Here is a 25,210-nt window from a genome sequence, read left to right as displayed (position 1 = left end):
CGCACAATACATTGTCATAGGACAGATTAAAAATACATAGGGTTTCTAGGAGAATCAATCGCTTAAGTGAGAGGAGTTGATCGGCATTGAAGAAAATCGGTGTAATTGGAACCGGCAATATGGGGACCATTTTAATCGAGGCGTGGCTGGAGGCAAAAATATTGAATCCGGCTGATCTAATCATTACAAATCGAACAATTTCCAAAGCATTGACGCTGAAAGAAAAACACCCTGGTATCAGGGTTGCGGAGAGCGCTGCCGAAATCGTCCAGCAAGCGGACTTTATTTTTATCTGTGTAAAACCATTACAAATAGATAGCCTGTTGCAGGGAATCAAACATCATATAAAAAGGGATCAGCTGGTTATTTCCATCACAAGTCCTGTTTCAGTCTCCCAGCTTGAATCGGCAGTGAATGCCCCCTGTGCCCGTTTTATACCGAGCATAACGAACCGTGTGGGTTCAGGAGTATCGTTACTGAGTTTCAGCGAGAGCTGCAGTAAGGAGAAAATGTCAGCTTTATTTGATTTGGCCTCCGCCATATCGGCACCGGTCATTATTGAAAATGATATTACACGGGTAGCTTCCGATATCGTCAGCTGCGGTCCTGCCTTCTTCAGCTATTTAGCACAAGCTTTTATTGACGCGGCTTGCCAAACGACGAAGATAGATAAGGAAACCGCTACAACTTTGACTGAAAACATGCTGGTTGGCTTAGGGGAACTGCTTGGTAAAGGAGTTTATACATTGCCGACCTTGCAGGAAAAGGTTTGTGTAAAGGGTGGAATAACGGGTGAGGGGATCAAGGTTTTAGAAGCTGAAACCGGGGAAATGTTCCATCATCTTTTTCAAGCGACACATGAAAAGTTTGCAGAGGATCTTCACGAAGTTGAAAAGCAGTTCGGCCATCCTTATTAATATTCGTAACATATATCTCATTTCCTTCTAAAAATAAAAAAAAGAAGAGGTCAGACCTTCACTCGTACAGGGATGTACGAACGGGGATCTTGACCTCTTCTTTCATTTACTGGCTACAAACAAGATTCTTTCGGTTTCCGTTACAAGCGGTGCTTCTTCAAGATCCGCCAGTATTTCAGAAACCGTAAAACCTGCTTCCTTCAACCACTTTTTGTATTGTTCAACCGGATAGGTCCGTTGATAATGCAACTCATCAAAACGGTCGTACAGACCACTTTCATCGTCCCTCACGAAAAAACTTAAATCATGTTCCACACTGTAAGGTTCTTCCCCCGGGAAACAGTCCCATATATAGGATACTTCCTCATCATTGACAGCAAACGTATTATCATGAAAGATTTTTTCCATTTTATAAATCGAATGGATATCGAACAAGAATAATCCGCCATCCTTTAAATGCTCATGAACCCTGCTGAACGTTTTTACTATGTCCGCCTCGTCGCGAAGGTAGTTCAGCGAATCACAAAAAATCGTGACACAGTCAAATTGACCAAGTCCCTCGAGTTCTGCCATATTCTGTTGGAAAAGTGGAATCGATAATCCAAGCCTCACCGCTTTTTCATTGGCAACAAGAAGCATTTCATCAGATAAATCCACGCCGGTGACTTCAAATCCGTGTTGTGCCAATTCAACGGTCATTTCCCCGGTTCCACAAGCTAAATCCAGGACTTTCCTTCCACCAATTCCGTACTGTTCCAGCTTCGCCGTAAGGATCAACAGCCATTTTTCATAGGGTGCATCCTTCATCAATTCATCGTATACATAGGCAAAGCGTTCATAAGTCATGGAGTCAGTTCACTCTCTAGATCTTCAAAAGGTGCATCTCCCCATAAACGTTCAAGGTTATAATAGTTTCTTTCATCCTTATGGAAAATGTGGGCCACTACATCGCCAAGATCCACAAGCACCCATTTCGCTTCGTCAAAACCTTCAAGACGTTTTACATTGATTCCTGATTCATCAGCTTTGCTCTTCATTTCACGAGCTATTGCTTGTACTTGTTTTTCAGAATTACCGTGGCAGATCAAAAAGTAATCCGCTACAAGGGAAATACCTTGCATATTCAATGCTACGATATCCTCCGCTCTTTTATCATCTGCCGCTTTTGCTGCAATTACAAGAAGTTCACGTTCAGTCATTACATCTTCTCCTTCAAATTCATGATCAAATCATTATATGTCTTAAATGTGTCAGGGTAAATTGCCTGATTTCTTTTCATTAAAAAAACAACTGTATTCCTTAAAGCCTGAATGACAGCATGATCCAAATTTCGCTTTGCTGTCAGCCTGACTTCGTCGACTCCAGGGAAAGAACGTCCCGGCTCAATATAGTCAGCAAGGTATATGACCTTATCCAAAAGGCTCATGCCAACCCTGCCAGACGTGTGATAGGCAATCGCATCCAATATTTCTACGTCAGTGATACCCGCTTCCTTTTTCACGAGAAAAGCCCCGACTGGAGCATGCCACAGCTCCATATCATAATCAAGTAACTCCGGCGCCATTTTTTCAGCGATTATTATTTGCTTCATTTCCTCTTTTGGACGAAATTTTGCATAATCATGAAAAATTGCTGCCAATTCTGCCTTTTTGACGTCGGCACCATACAGTTCAGCAAGTTCAATCGCTGATCCGACCACGCCCAAGGTATGAATGTACCGGCGCTCGGTAATTTGTTCTTTGACCAGCGCCAATGCTTTCTCACGATTCATATAAACCATTCCCTTTAATATACTTCACCACTGGATCTGCTATTAAATATTTCACGGTTTTCCCCGTTCTTAGCTTCCTCCGTATCATGGAAGAGGAAATGAACATCTGAGGGACTTTCACCATCGTGATTGGGTATACGGTCTTTTCATTATAACCGGGGCGCTTCACCCCAACGAAATTGACCATGTCCACCAGCTCGTCAATACGGTGCCAATTCGGTAAATACTCAATCATATCTGCGCCAATTATGAAATAGAACTCATTGGTTGGCTCAAGTTCTTTCAGCAATTTTATCGTATCATACGTATAAGATGTGCCTTTTCTTTCTATTTCAATACCTTCAATATAAAAAGATGGGTTTCCGGCTATCGCGTTTTCCAACATAGCCAGCCTGTCCATATCGGTTACTTCCTCCGATTTTTCTTTATGGGGAGGAACATGATTTGGCATGAATCTAATTTCATCTAGCTCAAGGGCATCCAACACTTCATTCGCTATTATTAAATGCCCAATATGTGGAGGATTGAATGTACCGCCAAGAATTCCAATTTTTTTCATAGATAGGTTCCTTAAGGTAATTTAAGTTGTTTGTTTTCTCTTGATTCTTTATACAGCACAATTGTGTTGCCGATAATCTGAACCAATTCCGCTCTTGCACCTTTTGATAAAGAACGTCCCACATCATTGCGGTCCTCTTCACAGTTTTGCAGGATGCTGACCTTTATTAATTCACGTACTTCAAGCGCCTCACCAATTTGCTTGATGAGATTATCATTGACCCCGCCTTTACCAACTTGAAAAATTGGATTGAGGTGATGGGCCTTTGATCGTAAAAATCTTTTCTGTTTTCCTGTTAACATGTGTTACCTCCTAGTTTGTTCAAGACAATCTCTGTCATTCTTGCTGTATCCGGCATAACGCCTGTCCATATCTCAAATGCAAGCGCAGCCTGGTTGATGAACATCCCCAGACCATTTTGCGTTTCCGCCCCTTTTTCCCGCGCTTCAAGCAGCAGCTTGGTTTGCAGAGGGTTATAGATGATATCACAGACGATTGCACCGGTTTTAAGCTGGTCGACCTTCAACGGTGAATGGTCCAATTCCGGACTCATTCCAGAAGAAGTCGTTTGGATGATTAAATCATATTGTGATAAGCTTTCTTCCGCTTCGATAATCGAGAGTGCCTTCGATACTTTATCATATGGGCAATCAGAAACAAGCTGGGCCGCTCTTTCCTTTGTCCGGTTTGCAATATCAACTTGTTTTACCCCTTCTTTAACAAGAGTAAAATAAATCGCACGCGCAGCACCGCCCGCTCCGATCACTAACGTTTTTTTAGCCTTAATGTCACCTGATATTTCATCGCATAAAGATTTGAAAAATCCTTTTCCGTCTGTATTATACCCTATAAACCGACCATTTTTGTTAACAACCGTATTTACAGCCCCGATTGCCAGGGCCAGTTCATCCACTTCATCAAGGAAAGGGATGATTGACGTCTTATGAGGAATCGTGATGTTAAACCCTTCTATACCAAGGGCTTTCATGCCTTTCACGGCATCGTTCAAACCTTCTTTCGTCACATGAAAATGATGATAAACCGCTTCTATATTTTCTTTTTCAAATGCATCATTATGAATGTCCGGGGACATCGAATGTGCAATTGGATCTCCCATTACCCCATATATCTTTTTCATAGACTAGACGACCCCTATATTAGATTAATGATTTACGAACGATCACATTGACACCCTTAGGGACATGTGCAACGATTTTCGCTCCTGGCTCATTGACCGTAACCCAGCCAAGTCCAGAAAACACAATATCCATTTTACCATCTTTCAAGGAAAATTCATGTGGAATCAGCTTCGGAAACTCCTCGATTTGTTCAGGGCGTGGGGGCGTCAATAATTCCCCGGCATGGTTTTTATACAATTCATCGGCATTTTCCAATTTCGTACGGTGGATATTCAATTCATTCGAAAGGTAGCAAGTGAGTGAACGCCTTCCGCCTGAGACATAGTCCAACCGGGCCAATCCACCGAAAAATAGTGTCTGCCCTTCATTCAGTTGGTACACTCTCGGCTTGATTTCCTTCTTCGGCATAATCACCTTGAAGTCCCGTTTGTCCACATAATGAGCCATTTGATGATGATTAATGATACCTGGTGTATCGATCAAAGCCTGTCCATCATCCAAAGGAATTTCGATCATATCCAGGGTTGTGCCTGGGAAGTGGGATGTCGTGATGATATCACCTTCACCACTCACTTCTTTTATAAGACGGTTGATGAACGTCGATTTACCTACATTCGTACAGCCCACGACATAGACATCCTTACCTTTGCGATACCGCTCAATCGCATCAGCCGCTTCAAGGATGTGTTTTCCCTTTTCCGCACTGACAAGCAGGACATCAATCGGGTTAAGCCCCAATTCCTTGGACGATTGCTTCATCCAATTGATCAACTTGTTCGGTTTTACTGATTTAGGCAATAAGTCGACCTTATTACCGATCAAAAGAACATCATTTCTTCCGACAAATCGATGCAGGCCCGGAAGCCAGCTTCCATTGAAATCAAAAATATCGACGATTTTGACGATTAAAGAATCGGTTTCGCCTACTTTATTCAAGATTTTCAAGAAGTCATCGTCAGTTAAGGACACATCCTGAACTTCGTTATAATGTTTCAATTTAAAGCAGCGCTGACAGACGATGCTCTCTTTTTCCAGGGCTGATTTAGGGGCATAGCCCAACTCCTTCGGATCTTCCGTCTGGACCTTCACACCACAGCCGATGCACACTAATTCTTGATGATTGTTCAATTGTGATCCTCCCATTCTATCATTCCTTTTCGTTTAAAAAACGCCATGATCTTTCTTTCAAAATAACGATTGATCTTCGTTCTGAATTCATCGGTCTGCGCAACAGGGACCACTAAGATCGTATGGAACCCGCCTCTGTTCCCTCCCAATACATCCGTCAATAATTGATCGCCGATTACCACCGTTTCTTCTAACTTCAATCCCATCGTCTTACGGGCTTTATGGAAGGCTCTTGCCATCGGTTTTCTGGCCTGGAAGATAAACGGAATGTGAAGCGGATCGGAAAAAGACCGAACCCGTTTTTCATTATTATTGGACACAATCGTCACTAAAATCCCATGATCCCGCATATTGTCGAACCATTTGATTAAATCGGGGGTGGCTGTTGGCCTGTCCCATTCAACGAGAGTATTATCCAAATCGGTGATAACTCCCTTTATCCCTCTTTTTTTCAATTCTTGAGGATCTATATTAAAAATGCTTTTAACATGTTCACTCGGCAAAAATAATTTAAGCATATTGCACCTCTATATTTTCATTAAAATTTACCGTCTCCATCATATCGAATTTTCGGCTCACTTTCAAAAAAAATTAGGAAAGAAGGTCTGACGGTAAAAAAACATCATAATGTATGTTTTCTGATATGGAAAGGCATTTTTTATTAAAGAATGGGAAATTAGCAGGTAAACCAGACCCAAAGAACTAATTATTCCTAAAAGATTTCGACAAAAATTTCATTTATCCAACCTGTGGATAACTTTACTAACATTATCCATACTGATGTGCATCATTTCGTTCACCTTGTAAACAACTTAACCACAGGTTATCCACTTTTAACTGTGGATAACAGAACGATTGTTCTCCAAGTTTATTTCTGATACAGTAGGGGTACATCAAGGAAGACTTATCAATATATGCAAGTAAACACCAAATTATTCCTCGCAATCCCTACTGGAGGTGAGCAGCCGTATATGGCGTTCTGATGCAAAAACTATCTGATGACCTGTTGCTGGAATCCTATTTTAAAGCGCAGAATTTAAAGTTAAGTACCGATTTCATCCGCCTCATAGAAACGGAAATTCATCGAAGATCCTTAACACATAAAATCCGATCAATATTCTAATATGAAATACATAGGCTGACATCAAATGTCAGCCTTCTTATTTTTCATTTGAAGTTAGACGGGTCTCATGAATCCGATTGTTTCACCGACACGGACATCAGCGGGGATGGTTATGTTTCCTTCAAGTTCAAAACTGCCTTTTTCAAAAAGAAGGACCACTGTCGACCCAAAGCTGAAATAAGAAAATTCCTGTCCTTTTTCCAATTCATCCGATTCATCAGTAATGACGATCGAATTTATGAACATGGCTCCGACTTTCACCATTGCCAGACTTCCCGCTTCATTTTTAAGTTCAGTTATTGTACGATAATTTTTTGCCAAAGGCTCTTTTCCATATTTCATTCCCCATTTATTAACGGGGTACGATTTCCTTCCAAGAGTCCAGCGTTTGACCACGGAGCCCTTGATTGGTGCATGGATCCTGTGGTAATGACTCGGGCTTAAGTATAACACGAGATATTTGCCGCCTAAGTACTTTTCCAAAAAAAGCTCATCCCCGAGCATCTCCTCCATTGAATACACCTTTCCCTTAACGACGATCTTTTTATCAGCGCGTATCTCCCCTGAATCCTCGAGTACACCGTCGACGGGAGAAGCCACTGCAGAAGGAGCTGCCGTAATAGGCCTGGCGTCCGCCTTTAACCGCCTTGTAAATAGCTCATGAAGATTCGTATACCCTTTTAAATCCTTACCAAATTCTTGTTGATTAAGGTTGAAAGTTTTTACATATAGTAAAATCAAGGGCCTGCTCCAACGAGATTGGCTAAAATGCTTTAATAAACCTGATGAATACCGACCATTCGTCAGTTCAATAAGAATGCGATACAAAGACTGATACAAATAAAACCACTCCAAATTGTAAAATTATTCAAAAATCACTTGCATAAATTGTGTTAAATAAAATATTATTATATAATAAATACTTATGTTTATTATATTTTGTTTTATTTTGTTTCATTTGAAAGGAGTGAAAAGATGTTTTTATTACACGCCCTAGATCAAACCATTAAAAAAGTGAAAGCACAAACAGCAAATATACTTACTTTAATTAATTTATCCCTTGGTGGATTTGCGATAATTGCCGTGATGCATGGCCAATTGAATTTAAGCCTGCTTTTAATCTTCTTGGCTGCCCTTGCAGATCGCTTTGACGGTATGGTTGCACGAAAGTTTAACATTGAATCGGAATTGGGTAAGCAACTTGATTCCATGTGTGACATCATTTCTTTTGGCGTCGCACCAGCCCTATTATTATACCAAGGAATATTAATAGAATTCGGGGCACCTGGCACACTATTCACGGTTTTCTATATTGGCTGTGGTGCATTTCGCCTCGCCCGCTTCAATATAAGTGAAAGCAATGGATATTTTACAGGAGTTCCCATTACGGTTGCAGGCTGTATCGCTACCTTAAGTTTTCTCGCTATCCCGTATTTTCATCCGGTCTTTTTCTTATCCCTCATGATTATATTATCATTACTCATGGTCAGTCCATTTAAACTAAAGAAAGTTTAAATAAGAAAGCGGATGTCCTTAACTCGGACATCCGCTTTTTTTGTTCATATTCACCCTAAACTAATTTTATGCCTTTCGGACAAGCGGATCGGTCAAACGCATGAATTCTTCTACATCCTTCATACAGGCATTAACTGCTTCTTCCCAAAAATCCCGGGTCGTCAAATCGACGCCTAAATGTTTGTCCGCCAAATCCTCGACCTTCATCGAACCAGTATCCTTTAATAGGGCGATATATTTTTCTTCGAATCCTGCCGGCTCTTTCAGGGCATTCGCGTAAATGCCTAAAGAGAATAAGTAGCCGAATGTATACGGAAAATTATAAAATGGTACACCTGTAATATAGAAATGAAGCTTTGAAGCCCAGAACGTTGGATTATAATCACTTAACGCATCACCATAAGCTTCTTTTTGTGCATCAACCATCAGTTCATTCAATCGTTCGGCACTGACATATCCTTGTTTCCTCTCATCATAAAATCTTGTCTCGAATAAGAAACGGGCATGGACATTCATCAATAATGTTACGGAACGCTGAATTTTATCTTCTAAAAGAACCAGCTTTTCTTCCTCACTGGCCGCTTCCTTCACAGCTGCATCCGCTACGACCATTTCAGCAAAAGTAGAGGCAGTTTCAGCCACGTTCATTGCATATGACCGGTTCAATGGATGGATTTCCCTCATCGCATAAGAATGGAACGCATGCCCCAATTCATGGGCCAATGTCGATACATTTGAAGGGGTACCCGAGTACGTCATGAAAATTCTTGACTGCTTATTTAATGGAAAGCCCGTGCAAAAACCGCCTGGCCTCTTACCTGGTCTGTCCTCCGCTTCAATCCAGCTGTCCTCAAAAGCTTTTTGGGCGAAATGTGCTAATTGAGAGCCGAATTTAGAGAATTGCTGAACGATGAAGTCTGCACCTTCTTGATAATCCATTACTTTGGATTCTGCTGTAACAGCGAGCGGTGCATCCAAATCCGCCCAACTTAATTTATCCAAATCAAGTAACTCTGCCTTCCTTTGCAAAAATCGCACAAGCGGCTCCTTATGATCGGCAATTACATTCCACATGCTTTCGAGGGTTTCCTTTTTCATCCTCCCTATTTCCAGAGGCTCCTTCAAAATATCATCCCAGCCCCTTTTATCATTCACACTGAGACGAAATCCTGCTAAGTGGTTCAAAGTCCGGGCAAAAAGGTCACTTTTCCCCCCCCAAGCTTGTTCCCAAGCAGTAAATAATTCTTTCCGGGCCTTTCCATCAGGATCCGAAAATTTATTCGCCGCTTGGCCTACAGAAAGATTTTCACCCTTATGAGGGATAGTCATTGAACCAACGATCGTATCATACATTTGGCTCCAGCCTTCGAAACCGTCCATGGACAATTGAGTGATTAATGATTCTTCCTTAACTGAAAGCTTTTCCTTTGCCCGTTCCCGACGTTCGTTCAATACGAATTTCAATTCATTCAAAGGTTCTTTTTCAAGGATTTTTTTAAAAAACGCATCATCAAGCTGTATCAACTTTTCATCCAGCTTGCTTAACACCATTTTTAGTGAAGCGACTATCTTCATTTGTTTGATCCGCAGCTGACCTGCCTTTTTATCCTGCGCATTTTGAGCTTCCAGGCATCCGATGAAAGCACCTGCCTGAGACGATTTCATATTTGTATTTTTTAAAAAATCAAATGCCTGGATTAAACTTCCACCATCGTTTCCTTCTGGATTGATTTTGCTAACAAGCCGGTCCAATTCCCCTACCTCTTCGTTAATTTCATTTAAGAAAAGCAGGAACTCCTTAGAGGAGCTTCCCCCTTTAAAAAAGATATCCAAATCCCACGTCAAAGAATATCCCATACTGCATTGCCCCCTTTTTATCAATAATCCTATTATAGAGCTTCATTCAATATTTTTCTAATTTAAAAGAATTTTCAGTATACTTCAGAACATTTTTGTTTATCCCGCAATAAAAGCATGATATGATGAATATATTCTTCGGAAAGGGGTGGTTGATTATATGAAATTCTTTATCCACTTGTCTGCTATCGTCCTAATTCTATGGACACTGCCGATACAGTTCCATCATCACGGACAGCAGCTAACCCTTGAAGAGCACATTGATGTTCATCACTGGGAAAAGGCCGACAAGAAACTGCCTTTCGTCCCTTTCCTTAGTTCCTGGCAGTCCATTATCATTATTATCATTTTTGAATTTTCCATTTTAAGTTTCCTTTATTTTCATTCAAATCTTCGCCGACGATATCTCAGTCCAGTTTTTTTTCAGGCGAATTACGTTGCCACACACTCTGACATTTTATAAAAAAAATAAAATCGAGGAGTGATTAATATGTGGTTCAGACTTATTATGATAGGGGTATTTTCTTTAACCGCTTCACGTATGTTCCTTTTTCAGGGGATCGAGATTTATCATGCATTTGCAGATATGATCAGAAATAAATATTAAAAAAATAGAGTGCGGGGGAATTCCCCCGCACTCTTTTGAATTTTAGCATTCCTATCCTTTTGCTTTCTTTTCCTTCTCTTTTTCTGCCCTGTAAAATTCGTGAAACATCTTCATCAAGGCACGCTTTTCGATCCTTGATACATAACTGCGGGAAATGCCAAGCTCTTTAGCGATTTCACGCTGGGTTTTTTCCTTTTTTAAATCCAGTCCGAACCTGCCGACAATGACTTCCTTTTCCCGTTCATCCAAAATATCAATATACTTTTTCACTTTTTCAATTTCCATATTAAGCTGAATCGTATCGATGACATCTTCCGATTCCGATTTCAGTACATCGATTAAACTGATTTCATTTCCTTCTTTATCCTGACCGATTGGATCATGCAGGGAAATATCTTTTTTCGTTTTCTTAGTCGCTCGTAAATGCATCAAGATCTCATTCTCAATGCATCGCGCCGCATATGTGGCCAGCTTCGTACCCTTCCCATCCGAATAACTCTCAATGGCCTTTATCAAACCAATTGTTCCTATTGAAATCAAATCCTCTGTATCTTCGCCCGTATTCTCGAATTTCTTGACGATATGGGCAACAAGCCTGAGATTATGCTCGATCAGGATGTTACGGGCATCACCATCTCCCTCACTCATAAGCTTTAGATATTTCTTTTCATCCTGAGATGACAAGGGCTGGGGAAAAGCGTTGTTTTTCACATAGGAAACTAATAAGTAAAATTCTTTGATAATATAGCCGACAGCTGTAAGTATTCCGGGCATTGGTTTCATCCCCCGTTTCTTTGCTTCCCTATTCATACCTATGCAACTGTGGGCTTGTACGTGTCTGTCCCACTGAAAGAAATCATGAAAGTATTAAATGTTCAAACCAGAATGGATGAATTCCCAAACGGACGAATACAAACGTACATATAATGAAAGTGAATTTTTAAGGAAAGGAGGGGTTTTAGGATGGGATATAACTTTGGACCATACGGGTGCAGCTATGGTTATCCGCCTCCTGCACCTTGTTGTGAAGGATCCGGTTACTTGTTTAGTTATGGCCTGTTTATTGTCCTCTTGATTTTATTGCTCATTTTCGGGTTTTGGTGGTTCCCGGGATGTGGGTTTGGTTATGGCGGACCAGGTCCGTGCTGCTGATGCAAACAAAGAAAAAAACTCGGCCAGAGTGCCGAGTTTCCCCTTTTACATATTCATTTCAGCGGATGATAGGCTCAACGGAAACATTTACGGATATCTCAGTTCCGATGACCTCAGTGTTAATTAGCGTCATCTACATTGAGAACATGATGGATCACTCCTCACCGCGATTCATCATGTTTCCAACATCCTTTTCCGCTGTTTAGGTGAACATTTTTTTATACAAACCATGTCTATACTGTGAAACGTCGGCAAAACCGTTAGCCGGTATCCTTCTCCTGCCAATAGCAACGCTTCTCTCCTTTTACATATACCAATTTATCCAAATTACCCTCCCACCTTTCTTAAAAATCATTTATGGAATACCAACCTCATATCTCTTTAGAAAAAAGGACGATGCTTCAGCGCTTTATCTAGATGTTCTTCTCGGATCTTGTGGATTCTCTCCTGTTGCAAACATTCCTCGGCAGTCATTTTTTTCAATTTAATCGTGATGGTGAAGAAAAGCATATTCAGTGTCATAATATCACCTCCTTTAAGGGAGCGGCCCAACAAAAAGGCATAAAAAGGCCGCAGAAAGTTACGTCCTCCTGCGGGATTTTTTGAATATAAAAAGGCCGCAGGATAAAACACTTCTCCCTGCGGCCGCTATGTCTGAATGATTAATAAAGCCAAATTGCTTTAGAAATATTCCGCTTGGCACAGGTCGAATGGTATGTGATTGTTATTTGAAACGGACCGGCTGATCTGATTTGTGACGATTCCATATAAATACAATTTCATTTTCCTCGACCTCCCTTTGGAATATTTTATATTACCTGGTAAGTATATCCACAAATTCGATATTTGTAAACGGCTTTTGCCCATTTTTTTGAAATCTCTTTCTTTCTTCCTATTTCCACTTAGCCATTATCACTTAAATGAGGCAATGGGTAGGATATATCTGCCCATATAACGGGCAATAAGATAAACAAAAAAACCTGATTCTTGAAAGAATCAGGTTTTTTTCTATTGTTGTAAAGAGTCCTGGTCATCCATTTCCGCCAGGGTCTTTTTATATTTTTTGGATAATCGGAAAAATACTATGGATATGCCAAGGAACATGATTGTCGCTCCCATATAGACATATGTGTCAATCATTGCTTTGTCGCCAGTGGGAAGGATGGTTCCTAAATAGAAGAACGAGCCGACACATAGCAAGGTGATCGCAAATTGTTTAAAATCGACCATTTTCGAACGCAGCATTGCAGCCGTTTGTTTTTTTCGGTTTTTCATGCCATTCCACCTTCTTTCAAGCTAATAAGATATCGATATCTCATTTTACCATATTCATTCCAAATGACAGGGTGTAAATAATGGCAGCAAGCTATGAAGCGGTCCCTCTTCCGATTTATCCTTTTAGCGCTTGTTCCAAGTCTTCCAATAAGTCTTCAACGTCTTCCAGACCAACTGAAATACGAATCAACCCATCTGTTATTCCTAGCTCTGCACGGCGCTCTGCCGGAATCGAGGCATGCGTCATCAAGGCCGGAATCGAAATTAAGCTTTCCACTGCCCCTAGACTTTCAGCAAGTGTGAAGAATTTCACTTTACTCAAAACCGATTCGGCTTTTTCGGCACTGCCGACATCGAATGAAACCATACCGCCGAAGCCACGCGATTGTTTTTTTGCAATATCATGGTTTGGATGGTTTTCAAGACCTGGGTAATAGATTTTCGAAACGCCTTCATGCCCGGATAGGAAACGGACGATACGAGATGTATTTTTTTCATGTTCTTCCATTCGAATTCCCAGCGTTTTAATTCCACGCATTAGCAACCATGAATCTTGGGGCCCTAGCACGCCCCCTGTAGAGTTCTGGATGAAATGAAGGTCATTGCCAAGTTTTTCATCATTCACCACGACAAGGCCCGCTACAACATCGCTGTGTCCCCCCAGGTACTTCGTAGCGCTATGAAGCACGATATCGGCTCCAAGTGTAAGTGGATTTTGCCAATATGGCGTACTGAAGGTATTATCCACAATGGTGAGGATGCCGTTTTCTTTAGCTATTTTTGATACCGCCTCTAGATCAGTGATCTTCAATAATGGGTTCGTCGGGGTTTCAATGAAAAGTGCCTTCGTATTATCCCTGATCTCTTTTTCGATCGAGTGTATGTCACTCGTATTGATGAACGTAGCTTCCACCCCGAAGCGGTTAAGAACTTTCGTGATGACCCGGAAGGACCCTCCATAAACGTCATCTGTCATCAATACATGATCACCTTGACTGAACAGCATCATGACCGCCGTCATCGCTGCCATTCCTGACCCGAAGGCGAATCCTCTTTCTCCTTCTTCGAGGTCCTTGATCAATTCCTCGAGGGCATGGCGGGTTGGGTTGCCCGTACGGGAATATTCATATCCCCGATGATTCCCCGGACCATCCTGCTTATAGGTGCTCACTTGATAAATCGGCACCGAAACCGCGCCTGTTTTTTCATCACCAAAAATGCCGCCATGGATCAATTGTGTTTTTTTTCTCATTTTATATACCTCCCTGATAAATTTTTTTGCTTAAGTATCGTTCACTGGAATCCGGAAATACGACGACGATATTCGTCCCCCGGTCAGCCTTGGCCGCTTCTTTCATGGCCGCTGCAAATGCCGCGCCGGAAGAACTGCCGACAAGCAAGCCTTCTTTCATCGCCAATTCCTTCACCATATGGAAAGCGTCACGATCACTTATCGTATGAATCTGATCAAAATACGTCTCATCCATATAAGCAGGTAAAAATTCCATCCCTATCCCCTCGGTTTTATGGGGTCCTGCTTTGCCTCCGTTTAAAATCGATCCTTCTGGTTCGACTATGACCGTTTTGACAGAAGCTTCATTCTTTTCTTTTAAATATCGCGATGTTCCCATGAATGTCCCTCCCGTTCCTGCTCCGGCAACAAACACATCTACATCGCCATCCATCTGTTCCCATATTTCAGGTCCCAGCGTTTTATAATAGGCATCAGGATTGGATGGGTTGGCAAACTGTTGAGGACAATAAGATCCTGGAATTTCAGCCAGCAGTTCCTTAGCCTTCGCAATCGCTCCTGTCATTCCTTCCTCTGTCGGGGTCTGGATCACTTTGGCCCCAAGGGCACGCATCAATTCCTGTTTCTCGGCACTGAATTTCTCCGGAACACAAAATATCACGTCCACTCCACTGTTTATTGCCGCCAACGCCAAGCCAATCCCAGTATTTCCGGCAGTCGGTTCAATGATTGTCCCACCCTTTTTCACCTTCCCTGTCTGTAACGCTTGGGCTAAAAGTTCTTGACCAAGCCGGTCCTTCACACTGCCTCCCGGATTAAAGTATTCCAGTTTGGCAAAGATACGGACTTCATCTGGAAGCGGGAAATGGGTTATTTCCATCATCGGCGTTTCCCCGATCAACTCATGAATGTTTTTAAAGACTTTCATATTCGGACATCCTTTCAAAGTTATCCTACCAATTTAATAAGAATTATGCAATAAAGAATAATCAGCGGAAAGACTTCCGCTGATCACTAATCATTCATTTCATTTTTTCAACCATTTTCAAAATCAGTGCCGCTGAATGTAGAGCCGCCGTTTCCAGGAATTTATCAAAGGAAATATTGGACTCCTTACCTGCGATATCCGAAAGGGAACGAATGATGACAAATGGTGTTTTGAATTGGAAGGCTACCTGTGCAATGGCTGCCGCTTCCATTTCCACCGCGTATAAATCGGAAAATTTCCCTCTGACGAATTCAACCCTGTCAGGATCATTCATGAAAGAATCCCCCGTCACGATCAGCCCTTTCGCCACTTGCATATTCTCTATTTCTTTAGCTGCTTCTTCTGCGATTGCAAGAAGTTTTTCATCAGGGATGAAAGCTGCAGGCAGCTGAGGGACTTGACCGTACTCATATCCAAAAATCGTCACGTCCACATCATGATGGCGAACTTCCGAGGATATGACCACATCCCCGACATTCAGTGCTGTATGATAACCGCCGGCAGAGCCAGTATTGATGACCGCATCCGGTTTGAATTTTTCTAAAAGGATCGTAGTGGACATTGCCGCATTCACTTTACCTATTCCCGATTTAAGCAAAATGACCTCGATACCATTCAGTGTGCCTGTATTGAACTCGGAACCGGCAATGGTCACCTGCTCCAAACCTTCCAATTTATCACGTAAAATTGTAACTTCTTCTTCCATTGCTCCGATTATGGCTACTTTCATTAGTAAAAACCTCTTCCTATAATTTTTCCGCCTCCATAATCCAGACAAATTGATTGCAGCGCTCGAAGTTCACTTTATATCCATTTGCTTCAAGTGCTTTTTCCAAAAAAGGAATCGTCGTATAATATTCCGTTTGCAAATCGTTCGCCAAATTATGAAAGCCCGCCTGCCTTGCATCAGAAATCGCTTGTTCATGCGCTTCCCTGGATTGATACATCGTATCCGCAAACACTATTTTACCACCAGTATTCAGTAACTTTCCATAGCTGGCTATCGCTTTTTCTTTTTCTTCATCGGTTAAATGATGAAACGCGTACGTACTCACGATCGAATCAACCTGTTCCGGCTTCGGAAAATCGATAAAATCGCCATCTACAATTTCTGTTTTCCCTTGCAACTTGCTTACCGCTATTTCCCTCATGGCAGGTGATGGCTCGATTCCCGATACCTTCAGGCCTTTCTTCAAAAGCCTTTCCGTCAAATTCCCGGTACCTACGCCAAACTCAAGCACATGGCCATGAACCCGATTGGTGACGCTGTCCAATATCCTATCATAATGTTTAAAAACCTCTTGATACTCAATATCGTGTCCACCAACCGTATCATCATACGATTTCGACCATTCCTCGAATAATTCTATAAATTCTCTGCCCATTTTATATACCACCCTGATAAATTTTTTTCTAAAGTATCGTTCACTGGAATCCGGGAATATCACAACGATATTCGCCCCCACTTGAAGCCTTGGCTGCCTCCTTCATGGCCGCTGCAAATGCCGCGCCAAAAGAATTGCCGACAAACAGGCCTTCTTTAATCGTCAATTCACGATCGCTTATCGAATGGATCTTATCAAAATTCGTTTCATCCATATAGATAGGTAAAAATGCCATCCATATCCCCTTGGTTTCCTCCCGGATTAAAGTATTCCAGTTAGCCAAAGATACGGACTTCATTCAGTAACCGGAAATGCGTGATTTCAAATCACCGTCTTCTCCCCAATCAACTCATGGATGTTAGGAAGGACTGTCATATCAGGACACCTTTCTAAGTTATCCTACCAGTTTAATGAGGTTTATGCAATATAGAATAATCGGCGGAAAGGCTTCCGCTGTTCAATAGATTCCTTGTACCTACGCAGGCCTTGTAGCACGTGACCATAAGCCTAATTGGTGAACTTTCCAATAGCCTATCAAAATGTTTAATAACGTCTTGATACTCAATATCGTGTCCACCACCGTATCATCATACGATTTCGACCATTCTTCAAATAAATCTATAAATTTCTCTGCCCCTATGATTAGATAATAAAACCTATCAGCATAATATGAAATAAACACAAAAACAGTTCTTGTTTTTTAGGCAAATCCATTCATTCAGTTCAGATTGGTGTTAAACTAACAGTATCTAAATGTTGGAGGGGAACAGTCATGAGTTTTCAACTAGACTTAAACTTATTCGAAGATAAAATAGAATTTTTCGAGGCAGAAAGCATTAAAAACCTCGAGGAAAAAATTCAATCACAAATTGAAATCAATAAAGCGATCATGCTTCAGGTTCAATCCGTATCACACCAAATGTATGTAAGCGAGGAAGGCAGACGTTTTTACAGTGCAGTCGTACACTTTAAAGCAAAAAAGTGACCACAATGAAAAACCCCCGAAAAGTGGAATTCCTTTCGGGGGTTTTTCGTTAATATTTTTTTATCCATTACCTTTTATCGTTTGTTTTCAGCTCTTCGACTTTTACAGGCTTCCAACCTGATCCGTCCACCCATTCGATATGGACCCGGAAGGTTTTTGGACTGTTCCCCTCAGAAACGGTACCGATCGCCGTATTAGGCGAACCGCCGTTTTGAAGCCACCAAAGTCTCATGCTTCCTTCATCGATTCCGGCTCCAAGAGCAATGGCCTTACTCATTTCATTCCAATCGACTGAGCCTTTTTGGAAGCTTGTAGTGTGTTCCCCGGTTTGCTCAGTTCCAACTGGTTTCCAGCCCTCACTCGTATATGTAGCCGCGACGTTGCCATCTCCGCTGCCTTCCACTTCCACAAGTTTGGCATCCCCTGCTTTTTCTGGGTCTGTTCCATCTTCAGACTTCTCTTCGGTATCTTCCTCCGTTGCTTTGCCATCTTCTTCTGTTGCTTTACTATCTTCTTCTGCCACTTCCTTCCCTGAATCGGTTTCTTCCTCTTTCCCAGCAGGTTTGTCCACTACTTTCCCCTGTTTATCGGCGATTTGCTTTTGTTCAGTCGTGGCTTTTTTTGATTCAGTGCCACCATCACTTAAGAAAATGGTGACAGCAACAATGACGATTAAAATGGAAACGATGGTGATTGCAATATTATATATTTTATTTACTTTTCTTTTTTGATCTCTCTGATTAAAACGTGAGCCCAAGGTCCATTCCTCCCTTACCATTTCTTACTGCCTCATTTTAACATGATTTAGCTAGAGATAGAAGGGAAGGGTTTCCTACACTTTTCGTCAATTCTCGCTATTGTCCTGGTCCTTGGAGTACAAGACTTTTACAATATCTGAAAAAAGAGGCGTCATGCTGGAACTGTTTTCCTTCGTTTCAAAACTTACGGTAACTAGAGCATATTTGGGATTTTTATATGGAAAGTAGCCTGCAAACCATTTATTGAGCTCCCCTTTTTCAATATTCGTCTGAGCTGTACCAGACTTGCCAGCTACCTCCACAGGCAAATCTCTCAAGGAAGCACCCGTCCCTTTTTCTTCCGTTACGACCTTTCTCAGAAGGTGCTGCATTTTCATCGTTGTATATGGGGAAAGTGTCTCACCGCCAATACTTTGATCGGGGAAATCGACTACGGTCGTACTATTGTTAAATTCGACCCTAGAAACGGCTTTGACCTGTTCCTTCTTGCCACCGCGGGCAATCGTTGCCATCATATTCGCTATAGCGAGCGGTGTCGTCTGGACATCCTGCTGGCCAATTGCTGTTTTGGCAATCATTTTGGGGTCCTTTTTTAAGCCGTCATCATGCCAGACCTTCCCGGTTTGTTCATGATGCAACTGGGTAACTTTCGTGTGATAAACATCCCCTTGCCAGCCCGTTTCGCCAATCAACCCTAGCATTTTTGCGTATTTATCCAAAAAGTCAGGATTCTTCTTAGAAATTTCCTGTGACAATTCGGCAAACGTCCTGTTACAGCTTTGGGCAAAGCTATTTTCAAAATTAAGCATGCCCAGTTCCCTCTGTTTATCCGTTTTCCCGTCAATCGTTAAATTACAATTAAATGTCCTGGTAGGACTAGCCGCTTCATAATCGATGGCCGCTGCTGCCGTGACCGTTTTAAAGACGGAACCTGGCGTTTTTTGAGTCAGCATCATATTGACGGCCCCTTCGCCATTCGGATCTTTTATATTAAGCGCAGGGCGTGATACCATTGCAACGATTTCACTTTTTTCGATATCGATCAGCACGAGACCGCCTTTTTTTATCCCGCGTTCATCGACGAGCTTCTCCGCTTTTTCCTGAATCTCTTTATCAATGGTCGTTACGACCTTGACTGGGTAGAGGGGATTCGCTGGTTCCACATATTTAACATCGACACCGAACATTGGGCCTCCGCTGGCATCCACGTGAAAAACGAGCTTCGATTCCCCAGCGGAAAGCAAGAACTCATCAAAGGTCCTTTGCAGTCCCGTATTGCCGATTTTCGTTTCAGGAGATAAATTCATGTCGGGATAACGTTTTTTCTTTTCCGCATCTGATATATTCGTCGTGCCGATCAATTGCGCTGCAGGGGTTTGATCGTGATATAATTTCTCGTTCACGGCAAAGACCCCGGGAATCTTCAATTGATTGATTGCCTTCGATTGGCTGGGCGTCAACTCTATCGGTTCATCTCCGCCAAATACAAATGGTTCATCCGCTTGTTCAATTGCCCGTTTCAACTCCGTTTCCGATCTGCCTATTATCGAGGCAATTTCATCTATAGGCCATGTCATTTTTTTCAAAAATGGAAATAGGACGAGCGTCGGGATCTCTTCATGTGCAAGTGGTTCCCCATTTCTGTCATAAAACTTTCCACGCCCATCATCAATCTTTAATATCTGTGAACGCTGATTCACACTTGCTTCTATTAGGTTCACATCATGCTTTGAAAAAGATTCTGTCGATACAAGTTGGATGTAGGCGAGCCTTCCTATGAGCATCAGCATGAAAGTGGTCAATAAAATAGCCAGCAACCTCATTCGTTTCTTTTTCATAAAATACACCTCGTAACCATTGTTGACGAGGTGCGAATTTTTAAACAATTATGAACAAATTTATCAATTCATTTTTCCGATAAAAAAGAGGATGCCCCTATGGACACCCTCTTAAGCCGTATTTAGCTGATGGAAACAATCTTGACGCTCATTTCGCCGCCAGGTGTCATGATCGATACCTTGTCGCCGACCCTTTTCCCTATTAGGCTTTTCGCGATTGGAGAATCATTGGAAATTTTCCCTTCGAATGGGTCCGCTTCAACACTCCCTACGATGGAGTATGTTTCTTCGTCACCATTTGGAAGTTCTACGAATGTTACCGACTTCCCAAGTGAAACTGTATCTGTATTCGAATCATTGCCTTCAATGATTTTAGCATTACGGATCATGTTTTCGATTGTAGTAATTCGTCCTTCAACGAATGCCTGCTCTTCTTTTGCGGAATCGTACTCCGAGTTCTCGGAAAGATCCCCAAAACTGCGGGCGATTTTAATTCTCTCCACCACTTCTTTACGTTTAACCGTTTTTAATTGTTCCAGTTCCTGTTCAAGCTTTAACTTTCCTTCTTTAGTCATTGGATACTCTTTTTCAATTGCCAAAACCCTTCACTCCTTCTAATTCTTTACAGCAAGCATTCGCTGTGACAAGTTTATGTACTATAAGTGCTTAACCCTAATACTCGAGTCAAAATATATAATTGCGCGAATAAAAAAGTACGCGCATTGGTACTAAGAAACATCCGTTCCTTAGTATATAAACCGACTGCGGTGAGCAGCCGGTTCGTTCTGTATCAAGAATAGAGTATTGCGTTTTCCAACATTTGTCCAGTCTTTCCCAATAAATAAATGGGATTATTTTAAAAAACGGAGGAAAATGGCACATATCATTATTTATGCTATGTTATTACAAAAAAGACTTTTGTTCAAGGATTGTTTGAATTTTTGTCACCATAAGGTCAAACGTTATATGGGATAAGGGGTAGTATTCCATCTAAATCAAGATGCAATACATCAAAGTTTCATGAACACCAATTACCTCTTCTTTTCAGACGATTATAGATATGAATTGATAATCGGTGGGCAATAGGTGGGCAGACCATTCCCCCAAATACAAAAGAGCACAGCGTGCATAAGTGATGGTTTGCCATGATTTATTATGGTGAACGTTGCTTTTTTGTTTCCAAGCAAGAGACATTATATTAATGAAGAAACGGATCGATGTAATATCCAATGAAGAATCAAATAAAAACCTATCACCTTTCACAGAAAGAGAGGTAATGAATAAAGCAGTACGTGCTTACTTATAGAGACACTATACGTGCGTCTTAAGCGTGCGGACGTACAGGATAGACTAATTGGCTTCGCCGGAGGTTTTAACACTCCACAGCTGCAAGCAAATCGGTGTGAGCTACATGTGTAAAAATACGATTGCTTTTAACCTGGGAGTTTCATATAAAACAGGCACTCGTTTAATGAAAAAACTTGAAGACCTTGGCATGATCCGAAAAGTACCAAAGAAGAGAAAAAGGATATGATGCTGACAGCCAATGCCATCATTATTCAACCTTTGAAAGATGAAATGTCCCGCAAGACCCCTGTGAAAGTGTCCAGCCTTAAAACAAAATATTAAAAAAATAAACGTAAAGCCATTGCTCAATTCTCTCATGTGGATAATTCTCGAGAAAATTCTTTATTACACAGCCCATTGGGTTCTAGATGTATTTATAGAACCTGTAAGTTCCTTCTGCGGAAAAGCTGAAACCATACAGGAATTCTGGAAGATTATTAAACAGTGTAATAAGGTATTGATTATCCTGCCTACAAAATAGCATTCACATGTATACAGGGAATAGGCATCGGCAACAAAGCGCTCATAGAAATTGCGATGAAGGTGAAAAGCGGGGTTAACCATGCATGAACCTTAATGGAATTGTGAATAAACTGATGGACAAGTTCGCATTTTGATGTGGATTTCATGGGCCATGAATATAATCACCTTTTTTATACCACCTAATTCACTTTAACCGGCGGGCGTATGTTGTGCTGACAAAAAAGAGAGAAAATCGATTTTCTAACAGGTCTAATTATTTACCAACATTACTTTTATATTGAACCATTTTATTTACTTTCACATACATTATTTAAGTAATAAGCCCAAAGTCTTTCGGTTAATCAAGGGGGATTCTAATGAGAAAAAGTTTCAAGCAATACGGTCAAACTCTCCATCTCGTTGGAGGGAATTTAGTATATGTATCTAATATGATTTATCCTATTTATTCGAATGGAATCATTTCTGATCATAATCAATATTGTTTAGATATAAAAAATGCGATAAGTGTAAGTCAAAGCAGTTTACAATCTCTTGAGACCATTTCCCCTCCATATATCTTAGTAACGGAACATGAATTATTAATCAAAACATTCAATGATATATTAGATTGTCTAAATAGTTTAATATCCAGGGTAGAAAATGTTGTACCCACAGAATTAAAAGAAAATGATATTAAAGAGGAAATTTCCAAATTTTTAGTGATTCAGGACTCATTAACTGACATTACAATGTGTTTAATTGAAAAAATAAATTTACAACCAAGAGGGTGAGAAGCTTTGGACCAAAGACCTGAGGAAAATAATATATTGTATTCCTTACCTGCTCATGCTGGGGATAAGATTAGTTTTTTTGGTTCGATGATTGTAAACATAGGAAACATTCTCACTATTTTGGGAATTGCATTAGAAGCCCAAGAAGTTGAACAAGTTGAACAAATTGAAGAAGTTGAAAAGGGATTAACTAACAACTCAAAAAATACAACATCAGAAGCAGAATCTGAGTCTAATGCTGGATTTATATTAGCATTGGTCGGAGCTATAATCGTTACCATTGGAGATTTGGTTGCATCAGGAGGTGTTGCACTTGAAATTGAACAATCCGCTTTAGTAGAGAAACAAGCAGAAAAAGAAGCAAAGGAACAAAGTAGAAAAATAAGAAAAATGGAAAAACAAATCAATTCATTACAGCAGGATATGGAGTCTTTAATTTCTATTACAGAATCACTAAAAAGAGAAGTGATTTTCTTACAAAACTACGTTTATCCCAATTTTCATCAACAGTAAATCTTGCCTGTATAATCATATTTAAGTCTAAGTTGGAGGCAATAATATAACGACATTTCGCAAATTGAATAGGGAGGTTGTTTACACTAGGAGGCACTGCTTTATTGGTTCATTTATTGCATCGGGAGTAGCCTTTCAATCATATAATAAACTTATAAAATGAGTTGATACCTGTTTTTAATGAATAATTTCCCAATTACTATTCATTTATTCTCCTTTCAAAAAGAAATTTACCTTTCAATCCTTAAACACGAATTAAGAAAAACTCCCCTCCGGTCTTGTACTATCCTCGAATAATGGACACGTAAAAAAAGTCCCCTTATTATTCGGGTTTTTTCTATATCCTTATAAGAAAGCCTTTATAAACAAAATCCAGAAGTAAGTAAATTTAATTAATGTAAATGAAGATATTCGAAGGGACCCTCGTCGATTAATCCACAATATAAGCATAAAAGTGATCAAGCAAAGAGTAGGAAATGTTCAGTTGAAAAATTAAATAGTGGAGGCAAAATTACCAAGAGAGAAATACATTGAAACTGGAGAAGGAAATAAAGGGTATTGGGCAAAGAAGAGCTTAATTTGAAAATCAACAAAAAGAATTAACTTTATTTCTTGTATTGGTCTTTTCTGGATTAAGGATTGGTGAGGCTGTTGGTTAAAGTGGGATGATATTGATTTTGAAAGTGCGATTCTTAATGTTACTAAGACATTATTTCAAAAAAACGACTTAAGAAATGAGTATATATCAGCTCTAAAACGTAAGATGCCTATTCCGCCGCTAGTAATTAAACAATTGAAATCGTGGCATCATAGTCAAAATCAAATTAGGATGAAAAGTGGAAATGTTTATAAGGATTTTAATTTTATCTTTTCCGATAAACCGGACAAACCTGACCCAGCTCGAATTTCGGGTATCAACTAAATACTATTTAAAAAAGCAGGAGTTCCCAAAATCACTCCACACGGCCTCAGGCACACTCATACGGCCTTATTATTAGAAAACGAAGAAAACAGTTCCAGGAATACAATTAAGGGTCGGACACGAATCTATAAAGGCTACATTAAACGTATACGCTCATATAAGTAAAGAGATAAATAAACAAATAAAATTAATTATGCAAGTTAATGATTTTGCAGCCCACATCCTTTACTTGGTGGGCAAAGAGTGGGCTGCTATTCAATTTTCAGGTAATATTTTTGTTAAAACGTTGTTACAGCAATGATGTTTCAAGTATGTCCCTTATTTTTGTCACCATAAGGTCAATCGCCACATGGTTTTGACCGCCTTCTGGAATGATGATATCGGCATAACGCTTCGTCGGTTCTATGAATTGATTATGCATCGGGCGAACGACACTGATGTATTGATCGATGACGGAATCTATGGAACGGCCGCGTTCTTTAATATCACGGGTCATCCGACGGAGTATCCGCAAGTCTGCGTCAGTATCAACATACAGTTTCATATCCATCAGATCCCGGAGGCGCTCATCCTCCAGCACAAGAATCCCTTCAAGGATGATGACATCCTGGGGCTCAACTGTGATGACTTCTTCTGAACGTGTATGGATCGAATAATCATAAACTGGTTTTTCTATCGTTTCATAGCGCAGCAATGCGTTAATGTGATCGATTAACAAATCATTATCAAATGCCAGAGGGTGATCATAATTCGTTTTCAACCGTTCTTCAAAAGGCAAATGACTTTGATCTTTATAGTAATAATCTTGTTCGATCATCAAGATCGAATGTCCTTGAAAGAATTCAAAAATGGAACGGGTAACACTTGTTTTACCTGATCCTGACCCTCCGGTAACTCCGATGACCACTGGTTTTTTCCTTGTCATG

The 25,210-nt window shown here is 40.7% G+C and carries 30 protein-coding genes; 8 read left to right on the top strand and 22 right to left on the bottom strand.

Translation table 11 applies throughout. The features are described from left to right. The first annotated feature begins 86 nt into the window (after nucleotides 1–86). Nucleotides 87–917, top strand: coding sequence for a late competence protein ComER (gene comER, locus N9I19_RS07665; protein ID WP_286140732.1), 831 nt, complete (start codon nucleotides 87–89; stop codon nucleotides 915–917). 102 nt (nucleotides 918–1,019) lie between these two features. On the opposite strand, the gene N9I19_RS07660 is transcribed toward comER, so the two are convergent. From N9I19_RS07660 to N9I19_RS07625, 8 genes are read right to left on the bottom strand one after another with little or no spacing between them, the layout of a single operon-like run. Beyond that, nucleotides 1,020–1,763, bottom strand: coding sequence for a class I SAM-dependent DNA methyltransferase (locus tag N9I19_RS07660; RefSeq protein WP_125160706.1), 744 nt, complete (start codon nucleotides 1,761–1,763; stop codon nucleotides 1,020–1,022). Beyond that, complete coding sequence (rsfS, locus tag N9I19_RS07655; RefSeq protein ID WP_057218744.1) at nucleotides 1,760–2,116, bottom strand: ribosome silencing factor; 357 nt, start codon at nucleotides 2,114–2,116, stop codon at nucleotides 1,760–1,762. The genes N9I19_RS07660 and rsfS overlap by 4 nt, the downstream gene beginning before the upstream one ends. Next, a complete protein-coding gene (gene yqeK, locus N9I19_RS07650) occupies nucleotides 2,116–2,688 on the bottom strand; it encodes a bis(5'-nucleosyl)-tetraphosphatase (symmetrical) YqeK (protein ID WP_317777404.1) in 573 nt (190 codons plus the stop codon). Before yqeK ends, rsfS begins: the two co-directional genes overlap by 1 nt. Beyond that, nucleotides 2,678–3,247, bottom strand: a complete 570-nt coding sequence (locus N9I19_RS07645; protein ID WP_061464129.1) for a nicotinate-nucleotide adenylyltransferase — start codon at nucleotides 3,245–3,247, stop codon at nucleotides 2,678–2,680. Before N9I19_RS07645 ends, yqeK begins: the two co-directional genes overlap by 11 nt. Before the next feature lie 11 nt (nucleotides 3,248–3,258). Next, a complete protein-coding gene (yhbY, locus tag N9I19_RS07640) occupies nucleotides 3,259–3,549 on the bottom strand; it encodes a ribosome assembly RNA-binding protein YhbY (RefSeq protein WP_061464130.1) in 291 nt (96 codons plus the stop codon). Beyond that, complete coding sequence (gene aroE, locus N9I19_RS07635; RefSeq protein ID WP_317777403.1) at nucleotides 3,543–4,385, bottom strand: shikimate dehydrogenase; 843 nt, start codon at nucleotides 4,383–4,385, stop codon at nucleotides 3,543–3,545. Before aroE ends, yhbY begins: the two co-directional genes overlap by 7 nt. Before the next feature lie 19 nt (nucleotides 4,386–4,404). After that, nucleotides 4,405–5,514 carry a ribosome biogenesis GTPase YqeH gene (gene yqeH / locus N9I19_RS07630; protein WP_411730416.1) on the bottom strand — a complete coding sequence of 370 codons (1,110 nt, stop codon included), beginning with the start codon at nucleotides 5,512–5,514 and terminating at the stop codon, nucleotides 4,405–4,407. Beyond that, complete coding sequence (locus N9I19_RS07625; protein ID WP_061464133.1) at nucleotides 5,511–6,032, bottom strand: YqeG family HAD IIIA-type phosphatase; 522 nt, start codon at nucleotides 6,030–6,032, stop codon at nucleotides 5,511–5,513. The genes yqeH and N9I19_RS07625 overlap by 4 nt, the downstream gene beginning before the upstream one ends. 464 nt (nucleotides 6,033–6,496) lie before the next feature. Here N9I19_RS07625 and N9I19_RS07620 point away from each other — a divergent pair, with 464 nt between their 5' ends. Then, nucleotides 6,497–6,637 (top strand): sporulation histidine kinase inhibitor Sda, encoded by a 141-nt coding sequence (locus N9I19_RS07620; protein WP_034311351.1) that lies wholly within the window; start codon nucleotides 6,497–6,499, stop codon nucleotides 6,635–6,637. Between the two features lie 54 nt (nucleotides 6,638–6,691). Here N9I19_RS07620 and N9I19_RS07615 read toward each other — a convergent pair whose 3' ends face one another. Next, nucleotides 6,692–7,477, bottom strand: a complete 786-nt coding sequence (locus N9I19_RS07615) for a phosphatidylserine decarboxylase (protein ID WP_089361563.1) — start codon at nucleotides 7,475–7,477, stop codon at nucleotides 6,692–6,694. A gap of 135 nt (nucleotides 7,478–7,612) precedes the next feature. Here N9I19_RS07615 and pssA point away from each other — a divergent pair, with 135 nt between their 5' ends. After that, a complete protein-coding gene (pssA, locus tag N9I19_RS07610; RefSeq protein WP_061464135.1) occupies nucleotides 7,613–8,152 on the top strand; it encodes a CDP-diacylglycerol--serine O-phosphatidyltransferase in 540 nt (179 codons plus the stop codon). A 66-nt stretch (nucleotides 8,153–8,218) separates the two neighbouring features. On the opposite strand, the gene N9I19_RS07605 is transcribed toward pssA, so the two are convergent. Beyond that, entirely contained in the window at nucleotides 8,219–10,009 is a 1,791-nt protein-coding gene (locus N9I19_RS07605) for a M3 family oligoendopeptidase (RefSeq protein WP_317777401.1), read from the bottom strand. A gap of 160 nt (nucleotides 10,010–10,169) precedes the next feature. On the opposite strand from N9I19_RS07605, the gene N9I19_RS07600 reads away from it, so the two are divergent. Continuing rightward, on the top strand, nucleotides 10,170–10,472 hold the full coding sequence (locus N9I19_RS07600; RefSeq protein WP_061464137.1) for a hypothetical protein: 303 nt from the start codon (nucleotides 10,170–10,172) through the stop codon (nucleotides 10,470–10,472). A 195-nt stretch (nucleotides 10,473–10,667) separates the two neighbouring features. Here N9I19_RS07600 and sigK read toward each other — a convergent pair whose 3' ends face one another. After that, on the bottom strand, nucleotides 10,668–11,390 hold the full coding sequence (sigK, locus tag N9I19_RS07595; protein WP_061464138.1) for an RNA polymerase sporulation sigma factor SigK: 723 nt from the start codon (nucleotides 11,388–11,390) through the stop codon (nucleotides 10,668–10,670). A 189-nt stretch (nucleotides 11,391–11,579) separates the two neighbouring features. Between sigK and N9I19_RS07590 the strand changes: the two genes are divergently transcribed. After that, on the top strand, nucleotides 11,580–11,768 hold the full coding sequence (locus N9I19_RS07590) for a hypothetical protein (protein ID WP_141133596.1): 189 nt from the start codon (nucleotides 11,580–11,582) through the stop codon (nucleotides 11,766–11,768). A gap of 381 nt (nucleotides 11,769–12,149) precedes the next feature. Here the strand turns inward: N9I19_RS07590 and N9I19_RS07585 are convergent, their stop codons facing one another. From N9I19_RS07585 to N9I19_RS07555, 7 genes are all read right to left on the bottom strand, one after another. Then, the gene (locus N9I19_RS07585) at nucleotides 12,150–12,290 is read right to left on the bottom strand and encodes a YrzI family small protein (RefSeq protein ID WP_081108862.1); all 141 of its coding nucleotides are present in this window, start codon (nucleotides 12,288–12,290) and stop codon (nucleotides 12,150–12,152) included. A gap of 486 nt (nucleotides 12,291–12,776) precedes the next feature. Continuing rightward, nucleotides 12,777–13,043, bottom strand: coding sequence for a YrhC family protein (locus tag N9I19_RS07580; protein ID WP_284470189.1), 267 nt, complete (start codon nucleotides 13,041–13,043; stop codon nucleotides 12,777–12,779). 115 nt (nucleotides 13,044–13,158) lie between these two features. Further along, the gene (locus N9I19_RS07575; protein WP_089361565.1) at nucleotides 13,159–14,295 is read right to left on the bottom strand and encodes a bifunctional cystathionine gamma-lyase/homocysteine desulfhydrase; all 1,137 of its coding nucleotides are present in this window, start codon (nucleotides 14,293–14,295) and stop codon (nucleotides 13,159–13,161) included. A 1-nt stretch (nucleotide 14,296) separates the two neighbouring features. Then, nucleotides 14,297–15,223: a PLP-dependent cysteine synthase family protein gene (locus N9I19_RS07570; protein WP_317777400.1), complete on the bottom strand. Its 927-nt coding sequence runs from the start codon at nucleotides 15,221–15,223 to the stop codon at nucleotides 14,297–14,299. A 94-nt stretch (nucleotides 15,224–15,317) separates the two neighbouring features. Next, a complete protein-coding gene (gene mtnN / locus N9I19_RS07565) occupies nucleotides 15,318–16,013 on the bottom strand; it encodes a 5'-methylthioadenosine/S-adenosylhomocysteine nucleosidase (RefSeq protein WP_061464142.1) in 696 nt (231 codons plus the stop codon). Between the two features lie 16 nt (nucleotides 16,014–16,029). Further along, entirely contained in the window at nucleotides 16,030–16,668 is a 639-nt protein-coding gene (locus N9I19_RS07560) for a class I SAM-dependent DNA methyltransferase (RefSeq protein ID WP_317777399.1), read from the bottom strand. A gap of 40 nt (nucleotides 16,669–16,708) precedes the next feature. Beyond that, a complete protein-coding gene (locus N9I19_RS07555; RefSeq protein ID WP_317777398.1) occupies nucleotides 16,709–16,903 on the bottom strand; it encodes a hypothetical protein in 195 nt (64 codons plus the stop codon). Nucleotides 16,904–17,440: 537 nt separating this feature from the next. Between N9I19_RS07555 and N9I19_RS07550 the strand changes: the two genes are divergently transcribed. Continuing rightward, on the top strand, nucleotides 17,441–17,653 hold the full coding sequence (locus tag N9I19_RS07550; protein WP_061464144.1) for a DUF2536 family protein: 213 nt from the start codon (nucleotides 17,441–17,443) through the stop codon (nucleotides 17,651–17,653). A gap of 67 nt (nucleotides 17,654–17,720) precedes the next feature. On the opposite strand, the gene N9I19_RS07545 is transcribed toward N9I19_RS07550, so the two are convergent. The 3 genes from N9I19_RS07545 to greA form a co-directional block, all read right to left on the bottom strand. Further along, nucleotides 17,721–18,410 carry a YrrS family protein gene (locus N9I19_RS07545; RefSeq protein ID WP_317777397.1) on the bottom strand — a complete coding sequence of 230 codons (690 nt, stop codon included), beginning with the start codon at nucleotides 18,408–18,410 and terminating at the stop codon, nucleotides 17,721–17,723. A gap of 87 nt (nucleotides 18,411–18,497) precedes the next feature. Beyond that, entirely contained in the window at nucleotides 18,498–20,249 is a 1,752-nt protein-coding gene (locus N9I19_RS07540) for a peptidoglycan D,D-transpeptidase FtsI family protein (protein WP_317777396.1), read from the bottom strand. 122 nt (nucleotides 20,250–20,371) lie between these two features. After that, a complete protein-coding gene (greA, locus tag N9I19_RS07535) occupies nucleotides 20,372–20,848 on the bottom strand; it encodes a transcription elongation factor GreA (RefSeq protein WP_056528546.1) in 477 nt (158 codons plus the stop codon). A 1,587-nt stretch (nucleotides 20,849–22,435) separates the two neighbouring features. Here greA and N9I19_RS07530 point away from each other — a divergent pair. Beyond that, complete coding sequence (locus N9I19_RS07530; RefSeq protein WP_317777395.1) at nucleotides 22,436–22,849, top strand: hypothetical protein; 414 nt, start codon at nucleotides 22,436–22,438, stop codon at nucleotides 22,847–22,849. A gap of 6 nt (nucleotides 22,850–22,855) precedes the next feature. Then, nucleotides 22,856–23,362, top strand: a complete 507-nt coding sequence (locus N9I19_RS07525) for a hypothetical protein (RefSeq protein ID WP_317777394.1) — start codon at nucleotides 22,856–22,858, stop codon at nucleotides 23,360–23,362. Between the two features lie 1,211 nt (nucleotides 23,363–24,573). Here the strand turns inward: N9I19_RS07525 and udk are convergent. Further along, nucleotides 24,574–25,209 carry a uridine kinase gene (udk, locus tag N9I19_RS07520; RefSeq protein ID WP_061464150.1) on the bottom strand — a complete coding sequence of 212 codons (636 nt, stop codon included), beginning with the start codon at nucleotides 25,207–25,209 and terminating at the stop codon, nucleotides 24,574–24,576. Nucleotide 25,210 lies beyond the last annotated feature (1 nt).

Source organism: Peribacillus sp. CSMR9, from assembly GCF_033141925.1.
GTDB lineage: Bacteria > Bacillota > Bacilli > Bacillales > DSM-1321 > Peribacillus > Peribacillus simplex_A.
The sequence above is the reverse complement of the archived record's forward strand: the minus strand, read 5'-3'. Positions and strand labels throughout refer to the sequence as shown.

What these genes read in the sequence shown, in the direction of transcription:
- N9I19_RS07620 (WP_034311351.1), top strand. Translation starts at nt 6,497, where the DNA reads ATGCAAAAACTATCTGATGACCTGTTGCTGGAATCCTATTTTAAAGCG.
- N9I19_RS07530 (WP_317777395.1), top strand. Translation starts at nt 22,436, where the DNA reads ATGAGAAAAAGTTTCAAGCAATACGGTCAAACTCTCCATCTCGTTGGA.
- N9I19_RS07585 (WP_081108862.1), bottom strand. Translation starts at nt 12,290, where the DNA reads ATGACACTGAATATGCTTTTCTTCACCATCACGATTAAATTGAAAAAA.
- sigK (WP_061464138.1), bottom strand. Translation starts at nt 11,390, where the DNA reads ATGCCCGGAATACTTACAGCTGTCGGCTATATTATCAAAGAATTTTAC.
- aroE (WP_317777403.1), bottom strand. Translation starts at nt 4,385, where the DNA reads ATGAAAAAGATATATGGGGTAATGGGAGATCCAATTGCACATTCGATG.
- N9I19_RS07600 (WP_061464137.1), top strand. Translation starts at nt 10,170, where the DNA reads ATGAAATTCTTTATCCACTTGTCTGCTATCGTCCTAATTCTATGGACA.
- N9I19_RS07560 (WP_317777399.1), bottom strand. Translation starts at nt 16,668, where the DNA reads ATGGGCAGAGAATTTATAGAATTATTCGAGGAATGGTCGAAATCGTAT.
- rsfS (WP_057218744.1), bottom strand. Translation starts at nt 2,116, where the DNA reads ATGACTGAACGTGAACTTCTTGTAATTGCAGCAAAAGCGGCAGATGAT.
- yhbY (WP_061464130.1), bottom strand. Translation starts at nt 3,549, where the DNA reads ATGTTAACAGGAAAACAGAAAAGATTTTTACGATCAAAGGCCCATCAC.
- N9I19_RS07625 (WP_061464133.1), bottom strand. Translation starts at nt 6,032, where the DNA reads ATGCTTAAATTATTTTTGCCGAGTGAACATGTTAAAAGCATTTTTAAT.
- pssA (WP_061464135.1), top strand. Translation starts at nt 7,613, where the DNA reads ATGTTTTTATTACACGCCCTAGATCAAACCATTAAAAAAGTGAAAGCA.
- yqeK (WP_317777404.1), bottom strand. Translation starts at nt 2,688, where the DNA reads ATGAATCGTGAGAAAGCATTGGCGCTGGTCAAAGAACAAATTACCGAG.
- N9I19_RS07645 (WP_061464129.1), bottom strand. Translation starts at nt 3,247, where the DNA reads ATGAAAAAAATTGGAATTCTTGGCGGTACATTCAATCCTCCACATATT.
- N9I19_RS07660 (WP_125160706.1), bottom strand. Translation starts at nt 1,763, where the DNA reads ATGACTTATGAACGCTTTGCCTATGTATACGATGAATTGATGAAGGAT.
- N9I19_RS07605 (WP_317777401.1), bottom strand. Translation starts at nt 10,009, where the DNA reads ATGGGATATTCTTTGACGTGGGATTTGGATATCTTTTTTAAAGGGGGA.
- udk (WP_061464150.1), bottom strand. Translation starts at nt 25,209, where the DNA reads ATGACAAGGAAAAAACCAGTGGTCATCGGAGTTACCGGAGGGTCAGGA.
- N9I19_RS07590 (WP_141133596.1), top strand. Translation starts at nt 11,580, where the DNA reads ATGGGATATAACTTTGGACCATACGGGTGCAGCTATGGTTATCCGCCT.
- N9I19_RS07570 (WP_317777400.1), bottom strand. Translation starts at nt 15,223, where the DNA reads ATGAAAGTCTTTAAAAACATTCATGAGTTGATCGGGGAAACGCCGATG.
- N9I19_RS07580 (WP_284470189.1), bottom strand. Translation starts at nt 13,043, where the DNA reads ATGAAAAACCGAAAAAAACAAACGGCTGCAATGCTGCGTTCGAAAATG.
- N9I19_RS07550 (WP_061464144.1), top strand. Translation starts at nt 17,441, where the DNA reads ATGAGTTTTCAACTAGACTTAAACTTATTCGAAGATAAAATAGAATTT.
- N9I19_RS07540 (WP_317777396.1), bottom strand. Translation starts at nt 20,249, where the DNA reads ATGAAAAAGAAACGAATGAGGTTGCTGGCTATTTTATTGACCACTTTC.
- N9I19_RS07555 (WP_317777398.1), bottom strand. Translation starts at nt 16,903, where the DNA reads ATGGCATTTTTACCTATCTATATGGATGAAACGAATTTTGATAAGATC.
- mtnN (WP_061464142.1), bottom strand. Translation starts at nt 16,013, where the DNA reads ATGAAAGTAGCCATAATCGGAGCAATGGAAGAAGAAGTTACAATTTTA.
- N9I19_RS07575 (WP_089361565.1), bottom strand. Translation starts at nt 14,295, where the DNA reads ATGAGAAAAAAAACACAATTGATCCATGGCGGCATTTTTGGTGATGAA.